The sequence below is a fragment of the Roseibium aquae genome (assembly GCF_008711285.1).
GTDB lineage: Bacteria > Pseudomonadota > Alphaproteobacteria > Rhizobiales > Stappiaceae > Roseibium > Roseibium aquae.
This window is the reverse complement of sequence record NZ_VXDC01000001.1, coordinates 61,373-76,035: the sequence shown is the minus strand read 5'-3', so window position 1 is coordinate 76,035 and position 14,663 is coordinate 61,373. Positions and strand designations below refer to the sequence as shown.

The 14,663-nt window shown below is 59.3% G+C and carries 14 protein-coding genes and 1 tRNA gene; 6 read left to right on the top strand and 9 right to left on the bottom strand.

Features of this window, described 5'->3' with window-relative positions; all coding sequences use genetic code 11:
- The first annotated feature begins 156 nt into the window (after positions 1-156).
- Together F0184_RS00320 and mepK are read left to right on the top strand one after the other, a co-directional pair.
- Positions 157-1,698, top strand: a complete 1,542-nt coding sequence (locus F0184_RS00320) for a sigma-54-dependent transcriptional regulator (protein ID WP_150493297.1) — start codon at positions 157-159, stop codon at positions 1,696-1,698.
- Positions 1,699-1,912: 214 nt separating this feature from the next.
- Positions 1,913-3,742 carry a peptidoglycan L,D-endopeptidase MepK gene (mepK, locus tag F0184_RS00315; protein WP_244298943.1) on the top strand — a complete coding sequence of 610 codons (1,830 nt, stop codon included), beginning with the start codon at positions 1,913-1,915 and terminating at the stop codon, positions 3,740-3,742.
- A gap of 88 nt (positions 3,743-3,830) precedes the next feature.
- Here mepK and F0184_RS00310 read toward each other — a convergent pair whose 3' ends face one another.
- From F0184_RS00310 to F0184_RS00300, 3 genes are all read right to left on the bottom strand, one after another.
- Positions 3,831-4,088, bottom strand: coding sequence for a DUF2312 domain-containing protein (locus tag F0184_RS00310; RefSeq protein WP_150493295.1), 258 nt, complete (start codon positions 4,086-4,088; stop codon positions 3,831-3,833).
- 103 nt (positions 4,089-4,191) lie between these two features.
- Positions 4,192-4,488, bottom strand: a complete 297-nt coding sequence (locus F0184_RS00305) for a DUF1244 domain-containing protein (RefSeq protein WP_206668294.1) — start codon at positions 4,486-4,488, stop codon at positions 4,192-4,194.
- Positions 4,489-4,530: 42 nt separating this feature from the next.
- Positions 4,531-5,340, bottom strand: a complete 810-nt coding sequence (locus F0184_RS00300) for an N-formylglutamate amidohydrolase (RefSeq protein ID WP_150493293.1) — start codon at positions 5,338-5,340, stop codon at positions 4,531-4,533.
- A gap of 500 nt (positions 5,341-5,840) precedes the next feature.
- Between F0184_RS00300 and F0184_RS00295 the strand changes: the two genes are divergently transcribed.
- Positions 5,841-6,326 (top strand): DUF1036 domain-containing protein, encoded by a 486-nt coding sequence (locus tag F0184_RS00295; protein WP_208998262.1) that lies wholly within the window; start codon positions 5,841-5,843, stop codon positions 6,324-6,326.
- Entirely contained in the window at positions 6,323-7,759 is a 1,437-nt protein-coding gene (gene pyk, locus F0184_RS00290) for a pyruvate kinase (protein WP_150493291.1), read from the top strand. The genes F0184_RS00295 and pyk overlap by 4 nt, the downstream gene beginning before the upstream one ends.
- A gap of 84 nt (positions 7,760-7,843) precedes the next feature.
- Here pyk and F0184_RS00285 read toward each other — a convergent pair whose 3' ends face one another.
- From F0184_RS00285 to cpdR, 5 genes are all read right to left on the bottom strand, one after another.
- Positions 7,844-8,887: an alpha/beta fold hydrolase gene (locus tag F0184_RS00285; protein ID WP_150493289.1), complete on the bottom strand. Its 1,044-nt coding sequence runs from the start codon at positions 8,885-8,887 to the stop codon at positions 7,844-7,846.
- Positions 8,888-8,936: 49 nt separating this feature from the next.
- The gene (locus tag F0184_RS00280) at positions 8,937-9,539 is read right to left on the bottom strand and encodes a tetratricopeptide repeat protein (RefSeq protein WP_208998261.1); all 603 of its coding nucleotides are present in this window, start codon (positions 9,537-9,539) and stop codon (positions 8,937-8,939) included.
- A gap of 141 nt (positions 9,540-9,680) precedes the next feature.
- The gene (gene ykgO / locus F0184_RS00275) at positions 9,681-9,806 is read right to left on the bottom strand and encodes a type B 50S ribosomal protein L36 (RefSeq protein WP_150493285.1); all 126 of its coding nucleotides are present in this window, start codon (positions 9,804-9,806) and stop codon (positions 9,681-9,683) included.
- A gap of 157 nt (positions 9,807-9,963) precedes the next feature.
- Positions 9,964-10,038 (bottom strand) — tRNA-Val (locus F0184_RS00270).
- Positions 10,039-10,165: 127 nt separating this feature from the next.
- Positions 10,166-10,525 carry a cell cycle two-component system response regulator CpdR gene (cpdR, locus tag F0184_RS00265; RefSeq protein WP_150493283.1) on the bottom strand — a complete coding sequence of 120 codons (360 nt, stop codon included), beginning with the start codon at positions 10,523-10,525 and terminating at the stop codon, positions 10,166-10,168.
- Between the two features lie 159 nt (positions 10,526-10,684).
- Here cpdR and F0184_RS00260 point away from each other — a divergent pair, with 159 nt between their 5' ends.
- The gene (locus tag F0184_RS00260; RefSeq protein ID WP_150493281.1) at positions 10,685-11,629 is read left to right on the top strand and encodes an N-formylglutamate amidohydrolase; all 945 of its coding nucleotides are present in this window, start codon (positions 10,685-10,687) and stop codon (positions 11,627-11,629) included.
- A gap of 311 nt (positions 11,630-11,940) precedes the next feature.
- Positions 11,941-12,732: a histidinol-phosphatase gene (hisN, locus tag F0184_RS00255; RefSeq protein ID WP_150493279.1), complete on the top strand. Its 792-nt coding sequence runs from the start codon at positions 11,941-11,943 to the stop codon at positions 12,730-12,732.
- A gap of 120 nt (positions 12,733-12,852) precedes the next feature.
- Here the strand turns inward: hisN and F0184_RS00250 are convergent, their stop codons facing one another.
- Entirely contained in the window at positions 12,853-13,917 is a 1,065-nt protein-coding gene (locus tag F0184_RS00250; protein WP_150493277.1) for an alpha/beta fold hydrolase, read from the bottom strand.
- Between the last annotated feature and the right edge of the window lie 746 nt (positions 13,918-14,663).

Here is a 14,663-nt window from a genome sequence, read left to right as displayed (position 1 = left end):
GAACCAGGAAAGGTCTCGTCTTGTGTAGGCCTGTTTTGCGGACACCTGCAATGATGCGGCCTTGAAATTTATAGGGCTGGCTGGACGATTTGTTTACCGGTTTGCGACCAGAGTGGACCGAATTGAGACACCCCCACAAATCGGCAGGCAAGTCATATGCAATCCACCAGCGGTAGAGTTCTGATTGTTGATGACGACCCGATCCAGAGGCGGCTCCTTCAAGAAGTCGTCCAGAAATCGGGACACAAAGTGAAACTGGCGGAAAACGGCGCCGAAGCGATCAAGATGATGATCGGAACACAGGCCAGCGAGTTCGATCTTGTGATCCTCGATATGGTTATGCCGGAACTGGACGGGCTCGGCGTTCTGGCCAGGATGCGCGCTGAAAAAATCTCGACGCCGGTAATCGTGCAAACCGCGCATGGCGGGATCGATGTTGTCGTCAGCGCCATGAATGCAGGCGCGCAGGACTTCGTGATCAAACCCGTGGCCCCCGAGCGCTTGAACGTTTCGATTCGCAATCTTCTTAAGGTGTCCGCACTGGAAGGCGAGATTACCCGGTTCCGCAAGCAAGCAACCGGAACGCTCACCTTTGCCGATATCATTACCCACTCCCCTTCCATGGAACGGGTGCTCGATCTTGGAAAGCGCGCCGCATCCTCCAGCATTCCGATCCTGATCGAGGGGGAAAGCGGGGTCGGCAAGGAACTGATCGCCAGCGCGATCCAGGGCTCGGGCGACCGCAAGGCAAAGCCCATGGTTACGGTGAATTGCGGCGCTATCCCGGAAAACCTTGTGGAGTCCATCCTCTTTGGTCATGAAAAAGGGGCCTTTACGGGCGCTGCGGAGAAACATATCGGCAAGTTCCAGGAAGCCCATGGCGGGACGCTTTTCCTAGACGAAGTGGGCGAACTCCCTCCGGATGTCCAGGTCAAGCTGCTGCGGGCCTTGCAGGAAAGCGAGATCGACCCGATCGGCGCGAAACGGCCGGTTAAAGTGGATTTTCGCCTGATCTCCGCAACAAACCGCCGTCTGATCGACCAGGTCAAGGACGGCGCATTCCGCGAGGATCTGTACTATCGGCTGAACGTCTTTCCGATCTGGATCCCGCCGTTGCGTGACAGAAAGGAAGACATCCCAGCCCTGGCGCGCCATTTCCTGGCCCGCTTTTCGGCGGAGGAGCGCAAGCCCCACGTCTCTTCGATCCAAACGGACGCTCTCGACCTTTTGCAGGCCTACCACTGGCCCGGGAACATCCGTCAGCTCGAGAATGCCGTTTTCAGGGCCGTGGTATTGTGCGATCGGGCAGAGCTTTCGGTCGACGATTTCCCCCAGGTCGCCGCGGCCCTTGACCATCCGATTTCGCCCGCCGCGCCTGTTGCATCCGCACGCCCGCCTCTAGAGACACAACAAGCGCCAAGATCGTCTTCGAATGCGCCGGCGCACCACGCGTCACAGCCATTGCCGTCGACAGGTTTTGAAACAGCGGCTCCATTCGGGTTCACCCGAAGCCTCGACGACCAGGGACATATCCGGAAGCTGGAGGACGTGGAGGCGGAACTGATCCGAACGGCAATCGCGCATTATTCAGGCCGCATGACCGAAGTGGCCAAACGGCTTGGGATCGGACGGTCCACGCTGTATCGCAAACTCAAGGAATACGGGATCGACGAAAACGGCACAGATGCGGCCGCATGATTCGAGCCAGAAGAATTCGGGCCGTCAAACAGGCCTTGGTGGGCCTTGGAAAAGCCGAAAATAATCCCTTGGGCAAAGACGCCGTTGCATTTCCGCCACGTTTGGCGCGCAAACAGGAATAGGGTAAAAGGTTCTTAACCTGGTGGGGATAGTCTCCTTCTCCGGTGGGGGGCTCGAGTTGGCCATTTGGCCTTCAACGAACGACGAGACGAGATTGTTGCGCACACGGTTGTTTGAAAACGAGACCGCTGCAGGGCTGAAGCGTGGCGCGGCTCTGGCCATCATTGCGATGATGGGCCTGGTTTGGCTGCTCTCCGGGGCAGCTTACGCTGAAACGCGCACTCTGAAGCTCTACAACACCCACACGAAGGAACGTGTAAGCGTCACCTTCAAAAAGAATGGCCGCTACATTCCGGCCGGATTGCGCGAAGCCAACCGGTTTCTCCGCGATTGGCGCCGCAACGAAATCACCAAAATCGACCCGGAACTGCTCGATCTCGTTTGGGAAGTTTATCAGGAGGTCGGTGCGCGGGACTACATTCACGTTGTATCCAGCTACCGGTCCCCGGCGACCAACAATATGTTGAGAAAGCGCTCCGGTGGCGTGGCGCAGAAAAGCATGCACACGGTTGGCCGGGCGATGGACTTTTACATTCCCGGGGTCAACATCGCCACGTTGCGCAAGGCGGGGCTGAAGCGGCAGGTTGGCGGGGTCGGATACTATCCGCGCTCGGGCTCGCCGTTTGTGCATTTGGATACGGGCCGGGTGCGCCACTGGCCCAGGATGAGCCGGAACGAATTGGCACAACTCTTTCCGGACGGAAAGACCCTCCATCTGCCCAGCAACGGGAAGCCGCTCAGCGGCTACAAGGTGGCCGAAGCCGCGGAACGGTCCGGAAAACTGGGGATCGTCAACCGGGGCCAGTCCGGACGAACGCTGTTCGCAAGTTCGGCTCCGTCCCAGCCACGAACGACCGGACAAAGCCTGTCCAATCCGGGTGACATCGTCAGGCCTGCCACAAGTCCCGCTGAACCCTCAGAAGGCGGAAACCTGCTCGCAACCCTGTTCGGGCGCGGCAACGATGCGCCGACACCGCCGGGCGCCGTGCGGCCTCAGCAGGAAACCCAGCCGGCCAATCGCAGTGTCGCCAGCGCTGTTTCGCCCGTGGTCGAGGCCCCGCCGATCCCGATTGCCAAGGCAAGTGTGGCGCCGCAACTTGTCGCGCAATCCGCTGCGGATCAACCGGAGGCACCGATCGCCCTTGCATCGGCCACCGACATCGCACCCGCCGAAAAACCCGCCCTGGCAGGCGCCCGGCCGCCTGAATCCGCACCTCCCGGCACTCTTGATGCGCAGCGGATTGCCTTGGCACAAAATGCGCCGAACCCAGCATCCGCGCCACAAGGTCCGGCCGACGCCGACAGATTCGACATTGCAGGGATCATTCCGAACAAGAAACCGCAGCCCGCGTTGCTTGCCGCATCGCAAACGGCGGCGACGGCACCAATACCCGCACCTGCGCCAGACAATGTATCCGGAAACGACCCGGTCGCAGCCATCGTTGCGGCAGCAGGACCGGCCATACGGAACCCGGGCGCGCCCCAAGGCACTTTGGCGCCGGCCCCAACCACACTTGCCTATGCATCGGCAACGGCCATCCCGGCGGCTCCTCTCGGCACGCCTGTCGCAAGATCGCTGGAAGCACCGCGGTCACCGGCGAGTTCCGCAGCTCCGCGCTCGGATGACAGACCGCGTCCGTCGGTCGCAGGACGTATCCCGCGGGATCAGATCAAGGACCCGCTTGCCGGGTTTGCCAGCTTGCCGGACAAGTCCGAACCGAAGTTGCTGTCCAGCGAGGGAACAATGCGCCATGCACTTTTTGCCAGCTTGAGGCATCCAAACCAGCGCACCCTCACGACCCTTGTCCAACCCGGCAACCGTTTTGTAAGTGGCGGATTTGGTCAGATCCCATACGGAACGTTGCGCACCGACCGCTTTGACGGGCCGGCGATTGTCGTTCTCCCCGTCACGTTTGCACGCTGACAGGATCAGGCTCAAAAACAAAGGCGGCGCCAGGCCGCCTTTTTCATTGTCCGGTGCACATCAAACCTGCATCGGGATCATGCGGCAATCAGCTTGCCGGGCCGTTCATACCCAGTGCTTGAAGGTACAGGTCGAGCACGGCTTCTTCCTCTTCCCGCTCGTGCGGCTGCTTTTTCCGCAAGGACACCACTTTACGCAGGATCTTAACGTCAAAACCATTGCCCTTGGCTTCCGCATAGACATCCTTGATGTCATCGGCGATCACCTTCTTTTCTTCCTCAAGGCGTTCGATCCGCTCCACAAACGCGCGAAGTTGATCACCGGCGACGCCACTTGGATCCGACATGCATTTTACTCCTGAACTCTTGTTGGTCTTGTTGGGAAAGTAGATGAAGCCCCCGAAGGGGCCGCGCGGATGGACCGCTTTCTAAGCCGGGTTGGGGATCGCTTCAATGGGCGGGCTTATTTTGTTCAAAAGCTGTCTTTTGCGCTTCGTTCGCTTCTGTCTGATACCGCTCCTTCCACTCATCGTAAGGCATGCCGTAGACCACCTGCCGGGCGTCGGCTTTGTCCATGTCAAGGCCGCTGTCCCTGGCCGCCTCCTGATACCAGTTGGACAAGCAATTGCGGCAGAAGCCGGCCAGGTTCATCATGTCGATGTTCTGCACATCCGTCCGCTCCCGCAGATGTGCCACAAGCCGGCGGAATGCAGCAGCTTCGAGTTCTGTTCTGGTCTTTTCATCCATGGTCATACCCTCTTGCGGTTCGTCGTCGCTGTAGCTGTCCATTCAAGTGTCGGCATCGCATCGGGACCCGAATTTCTCCAATTTCCGGCATTCGGGGCGCTTCGCAATGCTCGCGAGGATCGGGGAAAGCCGGTCCGCCCACTCCTCAACCCCGTCCGGACCGGCGATGAGGTCCTGCCGGATTTCCAGAAGAAGCTGCGCCAAACCCCTAAGGGTGGCATGGCGGTACATCGTGTCATTTTTGAGCGCGCCATCGTACGGCTCATTGTCGTCCACGACGAGATCTCTTTGGGCGCGCAGGCCCTCCATCATCGGGTCCACAGCCCGCGGGTCCCTATCCCACAGGACCGTCGCATGCCAAGGACGCGGCACGCCCCGCCAAACCGGCGTGAAACTATGGATCGAAACGATAACCGGCGGCGGCCTATCGGCAAGCAGTTGATCCAGAACCCGGTCGATCTCGTCATGATACGGCCGGTGAAACCGGTCGATCCGCAGGGCCCGCTCGGTCTTGTCGATCCGCGCATTGCCCGGCACAACGGCTCCATCCGACAGCCGCATGATGAGCGTTGGGTCATCTTCGCCGCGATTTGGGTCGATCAGCAATCTGGAGTAGGTCGACAAGACAGCAGGGGCGCCGAGCCGCCTTGCCAACGCAATCGTCAGCGCGCGCGCCCCGATATCATAGCCGATATGCCGCTCCAATTGGGCGCGCGGCATGCCAAGATCCTTATAGTCGGCCGGCATTTCGTTGCGCGCATGGTCACAGAGCAGCAGGATGCCGCTGTCCGGTTTGCCGGACATGGTTTCGAACGGTGAAAAATCGGTGTAGCCGGAAGCCGTTTGTTGCATCAGTCGGATCGGTTGAGATTTGATGACCAAGTCGATGGATACGCGCGCCGGAACCCACATCCGGAAAGCGCCCTGTCGGCTGCCGGTTTACCACGAGTGGCGGCAATTTGAACACTCCACAGAAACCATGCCCGGCGCTTGACCACAGCCGGTTTTGCGGTCGGGTTTCAGTTCCCACCCCCCTCCACCGGGTCAAATCCGCTAGACCCTCATGAAAGCCGGGGAACAAGAATTTTAACATTATGGAAACGACATAAGGCAAACACCCTTCATTTGCAGGGTTTCTCTGGCTCCGTGCAGCATGCGGCTCCCCTTGCCGCCATGTTGACGCCTCAATTCTCGGCGTTAAGACGACGGCAAACAAAGTCCGATAGTCTTCATGCGTTCCGGCAAGATCTGCGAATCGTTCTGTCAACGACTTTCGCTCCGGTATCGTTGACATCCGCGATGCCTGCGCGCAAAAAACAAATGTCTATCAAGCCGCGAGACGAAAACCACACATGGCTTCAAACCCGAAACGATCCAGGTCCACAGGACGCCGAAGACACGGCCTGACCAGCGCCGTCGCGTTGAGTGTCCTCGCATGCGGATTTCTGCTACTTGGGTCGGACGATGCGCGAGCTGATTTGCGTTTGTGCAACAAGACAGAAAGCCAAGTCGGCGTTGCGATCGGTTACAAGAGCGACAATGAATGGGTCACAGAAGGCTGGTGGAACATTTCCCCCAGTGCGTGTGAAACACTCGTGCCGGGGACATTGGTGTCACGCTATTATTATATTTATGCGGTGGATTACGACCAATTCGGCGAATGGGGTGGGCGCGCGTTCATGTGCACCCGAGAAAAAGAATTCACCATCCGCGGAATAGAAGATTGCGTTGCTCGCGGTTACGAGCGGACAGGTTTTTTTGAAATAGACACGGGCGAACAAAGCAGTTGGACAGTCCAGCTCACAGAACCCGTGCAACAAGGGACAGGTGGGCGATGAGGCGAAACCGGCGGGTTAAAATTCTAGCTACTCTCGGTCCCTCCTCCTCAGAACAAGACATCATCGAAAAGCTGTTTGAAGCAGGTGCGGACGTTTTCCGCATCAATATGAGTCACACAGATCATGATCGATTGAGGATGCTGGTGGAACGCATCCGGTCTGTTGAGGAGAAGGTGGGACGGCCAATAGGTGTGCTTGCGGACCTGCAGGGGCCAAAACTGCGGGTCGGACAGTTCAGCAATGGCCCGGTCGACCTGCAAAACGGTGAGACATTCACCCTGGATGCCGATCCGGCGCCCGGTGACCGATCGCGTGTCCACCTACCGCACCCGGAAATCCTGTCAGCGCTCGAGCCAGGCCACCGTTTGCTGCTGGACGACGGCAAAATCCAGCTGAAGGTGCTGGAAGCGAGCCCCAAGAAAGCGGTGACGGAAGTGGTTGTCGGGGGCCGCTTGTCGGACCGCAAAGGCGTCAGCGTTCCGGATTCGGAAATCGCGACCAGTGCCATGACAGAAAAGGACCACCGCGACCTGATCGCCGCACTTGATCAGAATGTCGACTGGATCGCCCTGTCATTCGTCCAGCGCCCGGATGACATCGCCGAAGTCCGCAAGATCACCCGCGGGCGGGCAGGCGTGCTTGCCAAGATTGAAAAGCCCCAGGCAATCGGCCGCTTGGCGGAAATTATCGAGCTGTCGGATGCCATCATGGTTGCCCGCGGCGACCTCGGCGTTGAAATGCCGCTTGAGCAGGTGCCCGGCCTTCAAAAGCAAATCACGCGCGCCGCACGCGGCGCCGGCAAGCCGGTCGTGATCGCGACACAGATGCTCGAATCAATGATTTCCGCACCCGTGCCGACACGAGCGGAAGTCTCCGACGTTGCCACGGCTGTCTTTGAAGGCGCGGATGCGATCATGCTATCGGCGGAGTCGGCGGCAGGGGATTATCCCGTCGAAGCCGTCGCCACGATGGACCGCATTGCCCAGCAAGTCGAGCAAGACAAGAACTACCGGGCGATCATTCACGCGCAACGCACCGACCCGGAAGCAACCGGTGCCGATGCCATATCGGCCGCAGCCCGGCAGATAGCCGAAACGTTGAACCTGGCTGCCGTGATCTGCTACACGACATCGGGCGCCACAGGCCTGCGCGCGTCGCGAGAGCGGCCTTCATCCCCGATAATCGTATTGTCACCGGTGTTGTCCACTGCCCGCCGTCTGGCGCTCGGCTGGGGTCTTCATTGCGTGATGAGCGAGGATGCGAACACGGAAGACGACATGGTCGATCGCGCATGCCGCATTGCCTGTTCGGAAGGGTTCGCCAAGCCCGGTCAACGGATCATCGTGACCGCGGGTGTGCCATTTGGCACACCGGGATCCACGAATATGCTCAGGATTGCCTTCGTTGGCAGCGACGGCAAAGGCGGCATTTGAGCTTTCAATCGATTAGAGCATTGGGCGCCCAGAAGGTGCCCAGTGCTCGGCCCCGCCCAAAAGGCCAGCCGCTGTGTGCATCGCTCACGCACCCACAAAGGCGCGCCCGACTGCGGCTTCGTCTTCGTCTTCGTTCGGATACCCGACATCCGCGTCTCGAAGAAGGCCGGGTGCGTCCACAGACACCCCATCGCAAACCGCCCGTATTTCCGCTTCGATTTCTGCACCGTGGGTCAGGTGGGGCATGTGACCCGCGCCGTCCAGAACAACCAGCCGGGCATTCGGAAGATCGCTCTCTAAGCCTTTGCTGTGGATGCTCGGCCACACCACCGTGTCCTGCGTTCCCGTCACGATCACGGCCGGTTGTGTGATTTCGCCATAACGTTTTGATTGATTGACCAGATGCGGCTTCAAAAGCGCGATATCCATCGCATTGGCGCGAAAGGATTTCGGGCGAAACAGAAGGGATAGACGGATCGTCCGCGCATAACCGGCGGGCGGTGCAGCGGGCTGAAAAACATTGGCCAGGGATCTTGGAACCAGCCGCTCCCCAACCGGCAGGGTCAGTGTCCAGCAAAACAGCGACCCGATGACGGGCATGGCGGCCACGGAGTAGTACCAGTGGACGCCACCTGGCCAGGGGTGAGTGGCAGGCGCCAAGAAAACGAGACGCTTGACCCTATCGGGCTCTTCCAGCGCGAGTGCCGCGGCAATAGCGGCTCCCAGAGAATGTCCAACAACGACGGCGGCCTCGATTTGCAGATGTCTCAAAAGTCCGCCGATGAGTTCCGCTTGCGCTTTCGGAGAGGCATGGCCGGCCATGTCCCGATCCGAAAATCCCAACCCGGGGCGGTCGACGAAAAGCAGGGGGAACTCCCCTGCAAAACGTTCTTTGAACGCAAGCATCTGGTCATGTGCATTCCCGCTGGCGCCATGAATGAAAACCAAAAACGGGCGGTCCGGATGCTTGGTCGCGGACAACATATGGTAGTGGAGCCGCGTACCGTAGATTTCCGCAAAGCTTCCGTCCGCACGATGGCGGCGGCTGATTTCCCGAGTCCGAAAGGCGGTGTAACCGGCAAGGCAAATGAGTGGGGTGATGATTGCGACCAGGATTGTCGAGAGCATTGCGGTCCCATGCGTGTCATAGCCGTACCTATACGCCTAAGGCCGCCTCCTAGATCGGCTCACCTTCGTTCTTGGCCTCAAGCTCATCCAGGGCCTTCCGGGCGTTTTCCAGCCCCGGGTAAATCTGGAGAACCCTCTTGAAGGTTTCCTGAGCCTGCGTTTCCTGACCCAGTCGGCGCTGAATGATCGCCAGACCGCTCATGGCGCCCCAGTGCCGGGTCTCAAGGGCCAGCGTCCGTTCGATGTCGGCAAGCGACTTCCCGAACTCTTCTTGCATGTAATAGACAGTGGCACGGCGGTTCCATGCCTCTGCGAAATCCGGCTGAAGAACAAGGATGCGGTCCAGAAGGTCAAGCGCGAGCGCCGTCTTTTCGGCCTTCATCGCTTCGCCAGCCCTGCGCATCAGGACGTCAACCGTATCGCTGCCCGATTGCAACCAGGCGGTCTGGATCTTTCGGGCGATCCAGGTTGCGTCCTCATCGGACGAGGCCGTTGCCAATTCAGCGAAAAGACTGTCCAGAACGGACCTGTCCTCCGGGGCTTCGCCCACGGCCCGGGCGCCTTGATCTTCGTCGATATCCGGCAGCGCATGCAGGTCTTCGGCGGATGGAGGCTCCAGATCCGGGCCCAGGTCTGGAACCGGCTGGGCCATTGCCCCCCAAGCCGAAAAACACAATAAGGTGGAAAACAGTAAAAGCCGCATGCCGTCGATTATGGAGCGACGGCAGCGGCGGTCAATGCGTAAGATGTCAAAACCGCATATTTTCGCCGCGCCAACAGCGCGCGGCGGCCCTTAGCCCTGGCGGGCTTTAAAACGCGGGTTCTTCTTATTGATGATGTAGACGCGGCCCTTACGGCGAACCATGCGATTCTCACGATGACGGCCCATCAGAGCTTTGAGCGAGTTCTTGATTTTCATGACGCTGTCCCTCGAAAGGGCCTCATTTGCCTAAACATGAAAAGAGCGCCGTCGGCGCCCTTTGACCTTTCCCCGGCCGGCGCATGTGATCATAAGATCAGCGCACAGACCCGAGGCGCGAATTTGACCAAGCCTTTTCAGAACCCGATCTTCAAAATGGTGGGCGTGACAGGGATTGAACCTGTGACCCCTTCGATGTCAACGAAGTGCTCTCCCGCTGAGCTACACGCCCGAATTTCTCGGTTTCGGCACCCCCCGGCGCCGTGGTGGGATGCGATATAACGGGCTTGGATCTAGAGCGCAAGCCCCTTTTTGGGGAAGTGGCGCACTCTTTTCCGCCCGGAACGACACGCGGTCTTCTATGCGGCCAGCATGCGGTCCACTTCCTGAACCAGATCCTTGAGATGGAAAGGTTTCGACAGGACCTTGGCGTCTTTTGGTGCTTCGGATCCTGGATTAAGAGCCACGGCCGCGAACCCGGTAATGAACATCACCTTGAGATCTGGATCGAGTTGCGTTGCCCGCCGGGCGAGTTCGATGCCGTCCATTTCGGGCATGACAATGTCGGTCAGAAGCAGGGAAAAAGGCTCTTCGCGCAACCGTTCATACGCACTTTTTCCATTGTCAAAGGAAATGACATCATGCCCGGCATTTTCGAGCGCCTTGGCAAGAAACCTGCGCATGTCATTATCGTCTTCCGCAAGGAGAATACGCGGCATATTAACAACCATCGATCTGGACAACTTTGACGGACGTACCTTACCGGCACACACAGAGCGGTTATAGTCGGAATTCCCCGCAAAGATAGCGTGAAATGGCTTGGCGGTGAATTACACTGTCTTTTTGTGGACGGCATGTTGATTCCTTGGCACCATACAATGGCAGCTACGGGGGCCGAGCTTTTGCAAGACATCACGCCGCATCATCCGGCTAATGAAACACAGGTCGATTTTAACGGGCTACCACCCTTCGAATTGCTGGCTCCGGCAGACCAACGCGTGCCGTTTGTGTTCAACTCTCCTCATTCCGGACGGCAATACCCGCTCTCCTTTCTCGAGGTCTCCCGGCTGGATGAAAAGGCGATCCGCCGTTCAGAGGACGCCTTTGTGGATGACCTGTTCCTTGCCGCGGTCACCCAGGGCGCTCCATTGCTGCGCGCGAACTTTCCTCGCGCCTATCTTGACGTCAATCGCGAACCCTACGAACTCGACCCAAAGATGTTTGACGGACGCCTTCCGTCATATGCCAATGTCAGATCGGTGCGCGTGGCCGGCGGCCTTGGAACCATTGCGCGCGTCGTGAGCGAAAACCATGAAATCTACAAGCACCGTCTACCGGTAGCCGAAGCGCTGCATCGGGTGGAAAACATCTATAAGCCCTATCATTCCACGCTACGGCGCTTGCTGGCCCAAACCCACGTCACCTTCGGCCACGCGATCCTGATTGATTGCCATTCGATGCCATCCAGCGTGAAATGCCAGGGAACCGACAAACGTGCCGACTTCGTCCTTGGAGATCGCTACGGGACAAGCTGTGCGCCGGAACTGACCGATCTCGCCGCCGATCTCTTGACTGGCATGGGCTACCGCGTGACGCGGAATAAACCCTATGCCGGCGGGTTCATCACCGAACATTACGGCCGCCCGGCAAGCGGGCTGCACGCACTGCAAATCGAAATCAACCGCGGTCTCTATATGGATGAAGTCGAACATGTCCGGCACACGGGCTTCATGCGGCTCGCACGGGATCTTGCCGCATTTGCCGCGGAATTGATGACCATACCGGATGCCGCATTCCCCGCCGACGCAATTGCCGCAGAGTGAGCCCAGCCAGCACGGCAAAAAAGAGGCCGCCTTTGAAAGGCGGCCCGAGTCTAGGGAGGAAACGCCCAAGGAGGGCGGCGGTACTTGGACAACATGTCCTTTCGCGCTGCAATAAGATCGCACCGCATTGCACAAAGGTCAACCCCTGGGCCAGCCCCCCCTACCCCCAGGACCTGATTTGAACTTTGGAAAACAGACCTCTCCACACATGGCTCCCAAATAAAGTGCTGAACCAGACGCCACAATATGCGAGAAAATCGCGATATGCCTAAGCTTTAGGCTGCAAGCCCCTATCAGGACACATAGCAGACATGCAAAATTCGCATGAGTTAGCGCCATTCCTGGACGAACTGGCCGAGGCGGCCAGCACCGCCATCATGCCGTTTTTCCGTGCCGAACCGGCCATTGAGAACAAATTGACAGCCGGTTTCGATCCGGTCACCGAAGCCGACAAGGCGGGCGAACGGGCAATGCGAACCCTGATCAATGCGCGCCATCCGCAGCATGGCATATTGGGCGAGGAATACGGTTCGGAAAACCTGGAAGCTGAGCATGTCTGGGTCCTCGACCCCATCGACGGGACACGCGCATTCATTACGGGGCTTCCGACTTGGGGAACGCTCATAGGACTTCGCTCGAACGGAATCCCATCCTTGGGGATGATGGTCCAGCCCTATGTCAACGAACGGTATGCCGGCGACGGGAACACTGCCTGGTATGAAGGCCCAATCGGAAGAAAGCAGCTCGCCTCCCGGGCTTGCGGGTCGATTGCCGATGCCGTGATCTTCACCACAACACCGGCGCTTTTTTCGCCCGGCGAACGGGAGGTCTTCGACAGCATCGAAACCGAGGCGAAACTGGTGCGATATGGCACGGATTGTTATGGCTACAGCATGGTCGCCGCGGGCCTGGGGGACGCGGTGATCGAATCGGGCTTGCAGCCCTATGACATCGTCGCCCTGGTTCCGATTGTAGAAGGCGCGGGCGGGATCGTGTCGAATTGGACAGGAGGGTCGCCCGCGGATGGCGGTCAAATCCTGGCAAGCGGCGACGCGCGCCTCCACGACGCGCTCCTGGCCCGCCTGAACACGGTCGCGGTTTGAGCCGGCCATGCGCACGCGGCGGAGATTCTGAGCCTGGAATGCGTGCTTGCGGGTGCCATCGGCAACATCGGCGGCACCCACACCCTGGAAGCGCGTGACCACCCTACTTGGCGGTGACAGCTAGGCCTCAGGATCCTTCCGACCGTCAAGCCCCGGGATGAATGCATCGAACGCGGCAAAAAACTGATCCCGATACACATCGGCCTCCATCAGCAGCTCATGTTCGCCTCCGGCGATCTCAATATATCCGGCGACCTTCACTCGGGAGACGAATTCCTCGATCGCTGGCGTCGAGACAATGCGGTCACGTCCAGCCGCGATCACTAGGCAGGGAAGCTTGATCCCGGGTCCCGTCTCGCGCAGCGAAAACTTGCGCATCGTCTTTATGGCCGCGCTCAGCCAGCCGATCGTTGGGGCCCCAATGCCCCGCTCCGGCGTGGCTTTCAGCACCGCATTGAAGCGCTCAAACCGGCTCCGGTCGCTGGTTTGGCGATTGGTTTCAAAATCCAGCAGGATCTCGCCGGTGCCACCAGGAAGGAAAAAACGGCCCAATCCGAGAAAGCCAAGAACCCGGACAAATGGAAAAACGACCTTGTTCAAAAACCTTGAGGTCGCGCCAAACCTGCGGATGTCCGGCGGAACCTTGTAAAAACCGAAAGTTGCCGAGTTGACCAGGCGGCGCAAACCACCAAATATATCCGGAAGCCACTGCCCTCTGGGCAAGGCAATCATGGGTGCGCACAGGACAGCGCGGTCGAGCATGGTGCGAAGCCGGGCCGAATCCGACAGCAGAATGGCACCGCCCATCGAATGGGCGAGCGCGAAATGCGGTCCCGGATACTCCGCGAGCGAGACCTGTTTGAGAACAGTACGCAGGTCCTCGCGATACTGGGCAAAGCTTCGCACATGCCCCTTGAAGCGGTTGCCCAAGAGACGGTCAGAGCCGCCCTGTCCGCGCCAGTCAAACGCCACCACCGCAAACCCTCTGTCGCGCAGGTCCGTGACCACTTCAAAGTATTTTTCGATGAATTCCGCCCGGCCCTGCAGGATCGTGACCGTTCCGAGCCGGCGGGAGCCAAGGGCAGGCCAATGCGCATAGCGGAGTTGAACACCGTCACGTGTAACGACGAAACCGGCTTTGGCCCCTCTGGGGACGGGATTTTCAGGAATGTCGGACAGTGTCATGGAGGGATCGCATGCAAACGGGTCCCTCCCTGATAACGGCCCCCCGCATTTGGCTCAAGCCGAAACGGCGGGAGGACCACATTCTCCTGGCTAGGTATCTCACCAGCCTTGGGACCACCCGTAACCCCAATTGTAACCGTTTCGGATCGGCCGCCCGCGCAAAATTTCACCTGTGCGCGCATCGACGACCAGACGAACGGGATGCCCGCGCCATCCTATCGCCCGAACCACGTAGACATGTGGGCGCTCTTTGAGAAACCGGATCTGGTAGAACCCGCGCTGGCGGAGCGATTGGCGGATTTGGCGGGGCCCAAGCTTCCGGTGGAGCCATCTTTCATCGGGACCATGCCGGAATTCGCCAGCACGGCCCGGGTGCTCCACACTGCGGAACCCCGCAGCGACCCCACCGGAGTTCGAAATCGAAGCCTGCGGACTGGCCGAAGCAGCCGGCAGAGGCAGCGCGGCAACGGAAGCCAAGAGTGCAATCAGAGCCAACGCCCGTCTCGCTTTTGAGGAATGGAAAGTGATCATCATCTTTTCTCCATCTGATGAGCCCCGCTGCCCAGCGCGTGATGGAGTCAGAATGGTGGCTGACACTTGAACCGGACCGGAAAGCCCTGTTCATCCCAGGTTCAGGTGGCCGGTTTTTCACGAAAGCCTTTCGGACCGGCACCCTTGAAACCTCACGATCCAGCCCCCAAATACTTGATGCGGACGCCGAAGACTGGGTCCGCGTGTGAGATTGC

Excerpts from the sequence above, each read along its gene's own strand:
- F0184_RS00320 (WP_150493297.1), top strand. The coding sequence starts at position 157 with ATGCAATCCACCAGCGGTAGAGTTCTGATTGTTGATGACGACCCGATC.
- F0184_RS00310 (WP_150493295.1), bottom strand. The coding sequence starts at position 4,088 with ATGTCGGATCCAAGTGGCGTCGCCGGTGATCAACTTCGCGCGTTTGTG.
- F0184_RS00305 (WP_206668294.1), bottom strand. The coding sequence starts at position 4,488 with ATGGATGAAAAGACCAGAACAGAACTCGAAGCTGCTGCATTCCGCCGG.
- F0184_RS00300 (WP_150493293.1), bottom strand. The coding sequence starts at position 5,340 with ATGCAACAAACGGCTTCCGGCTACACCGATTTTTCACCGTTCGAAACC.
- F0184_RS00295 (WP_208998262.1), top strand. The coding sequence starts at position 5,841 with ATGGCTTCAAACCCGAAACGATCCAGGTCCACAGGACGCCGAAGACAC.
- pyk (WP_150493291.1), top strand. The coding sequence starts at position 6,323 with ATGAGGCGAAACCGGCGGGTTAAAATTCTAGCTACTCTCGGTCCCTCC.
- F0184_RS00285 (WP_150493289.1), bottom strand. The coding sequence starts at position 8,887 with ATGCTCTCGACAATCCTGGTCGCAATCATCACCCCACTCATTTGCCTT.
- F0184_RS00280 (WP_208998261.1), bottom strand. The coding sequence starts at position 9,539 with ATGGCCCAGCCGGTTCCAGACCTGGGCCCGGATCTGGAGCCTCCATCC.
- ykgO (WP_150493285.1), bottom strand. The coding sequence starts at position 9,806 with ATGAAAATCAAGAACTCGCTCAAAGCTCTGATGGGCCGTCATCGTGAG.
- cpdR (WP_150493283.1), bottom strand. The coding sequence starts at position 10,525 with ATGCCGCGTATTCTCCTTGCGGAAGACGATAATGACATGCGCAGGTTT.
- F0184_RS00260 (WP_150493281.1), top strand. The coding sequence starts at position 10,685 with ATGGCAGCTACGGGGGCCGAGCTTTTGCAAGACATCACGCCGCATCAT.
- hisN (WP_150493279.1), top strand. The coding sequence starts at position 11,941 with ATGCAAAATTCGCATGAGTTAGCGCCATTCCTGGACGAACTGGCCGAG.
- F0184_RS00250 (WP_150493277.1), bottom strand. The coding sequence starts at position 13,917 with ATGACACTGTCCGACATTCCTGAAAATCCCGTCCCCAGAGGGGCCAAA.